Source organism: Mesorhizobium sp. M7A.F.Ca.US.006.04.2.1 (genome assembly GCF_004022915.1).
In the GTDB taxonomy this organism is placed as follows: Bacteria; Pseudomonadota; Alphaproteobacteria; order Rhizobiales; family Rhizobiaceae; genus Mesorhizobium; species Mesorhizobium ciceri.
Genome location: NZ_RZQA01001121.1, coordinates 1 through 1,662, shown reverse-complemented (window position 1 = coordinate 1,662; position 1,662 = coordinate 1). Strand labels below are relative to the sequence as shown.

Sequence of the window (1,662 nt, the reverse complement as noted above, 5' to 3'; positions counted from 1 at the left end):
CGTTGAACGTGCCCAAACCGGAGATTCCCCCGGCCGTCGACGACATCGCCCAACGGGTGTCATGGGTTCGCGACTTCGGCGGCGGCGACTGTTTCTATGCGACGATGACCTCAGCAACCGACAAGGCTGCCGCGATCGAAGGCTTTGGAACATCGGTCCAGCCATTCGAAGGCATGCTGGCCGAGTTCCAGGCCAAATTCCATGTCGAGCCGGACATCAGCGTCCGGCTCATTGAACCAAGCCAATGCGAAGTCACCAATTTTCTGCGCTTTATCGGGCAGACCGCATCAGACAAGCCGCAGCTTGTTCTCGATCGGACATCGGTGCCAAACGGTACGCCGATCAGCGGAACGCTGGTGACGCGTGGCGGGCTCAGGTCCAGCGTGCTGTTGATCGACCATAAAGGCATGGTGTTCAATCTCGACGACCGCATCGTCGTAGAACCCGGCAAGGCTACTTTCAGCATCCCGATTGGTCTCGGGGCCGCCGACAAAGCCGCCGGAAAGGCGGTGCCGCAGATCATAATGGTGATCACGGGCCCTCAGGACATCCAGGCAGCCGCGTTCTCCACGCCCATGCCAGCCTCGGTGCTGCTCCCCAAGATTCTCGAAGAAATCGAGACCGACGGGTCTCAATTCTCTGCCACCGCCCAGTATTTCCGGCTCGGCGGATAGCATGGGCGCCCGATGCAACTCAGCCGCTCTGACCCGCCGATAAGGCAGTTTGATCCGGTTCGGGCCCCTGCCCTGCGTGGCAGCATGAGGCTTGCGGTCATGGGGGGGGCGGCCCTGTTGGCCGTGCTGTCATCCAGCGAAGCGCGCGCCGAGTTCACGGTCTGCAATCAGACTCTGGATGTCGTCAATCTCGCCGTCGGCCAGAAGGTCGACAATGCGGACCAGACCGATGGCTGGTGGACCATCGGCGCCAATCAATGCGTAAACGTCATTCGTGAGGAACTGACGAACCGCTACATCTACATCTACGCAACGGACGTGTTTGGTCATGCGATCCTCACAGGATCGACCGAAATGTGCATTGAGCGGCGACGTTTTTCGATACGCGGCATCGACGAGTGCTGGCAGCGCGGCCATATCGCGGCACAATTTCTTGAAGTCGATACCCTCGAACAGGCGCGGTGGACTTTCTTCCTTACGGGAAGCAATCCGTGACGCACGGTATCGACACGAGCTTCAGGCAGAAAAAGCAGGCGCGCGCGGCCCTTCGCAGGCGCACGCTTCGGCACAGGCTTGTTGCCGGTCTCGCGGTGGCTGTGCTGCTCTCTATCGCCGCCGGTTTCTACCTCACCGCCGAGTATTGGTCGTTCGGAGACGAAGACGAGGAGTTGCATGCGGTCGAAGGGGCGGACGATATGCCGGCGGACGCATCCGTGTATGTGCCAGCCATTATCGATCTGGCGGGGGACCCGATGTGGATCACGCTGGCGCCCGATGCCAGCGCCGCAACCAAAGGCCGGACAATGCCGCGCCCGGCGGAACTCAACCAGGCCGGCGTTTCTCCACAGATCGAAATCCTGTCTGACGTCATGCTTAGCGCGAGCGAAAAATTCATGACAACGATACCGTCGACGCAAGAGGATTTTGCATTCTTCCAGGCGCAACGAAAGACTGCTGCCCCCCCATCCGGTGATCTGCAGAATGATCT

At 60.2% G+C, this 1,662-nt stretch carries 1 protein-coding gene and 2 pseudogenes; all 3 read left to right on the top strand.

Annotated features, from left to right (window positions below):
- Window positions 1-674: pseudogene (locus EN925_RS34950) on the top strand (serine/threonine protein kinase); the annotation flags it as partial.
- Window positions 675-758: 84 nt separating this feature from the next.
- Entirely contained in the window at window positions 759-1,169 is a 411-nt protein-coding gene (locus tag EN925_RS34945; RefSeq protein WP_024504491.1) for a DUF1036 domain-containing protein, read from the top strand.
- Window positions 1,166-1,662 (top strand): annotated as a pseudogene (locus EN925_RS34940) (M23 family peptidase); the annotation flags it as partial. The gene EN925_RS34945 and the pseudogene EN925_RS34940, both read left to right, overlap by 4 nt.

What these genes read in the sequence shown, in the direction of transcription:
- EN925_RS34945 (WP_024504491.1), top strand. Translation starts at nt 759, where the DNA reads ATGAGGCTTGCGGTCATGGGGGGGGCGGCCCTGTTGGCCGTGCTGTCA.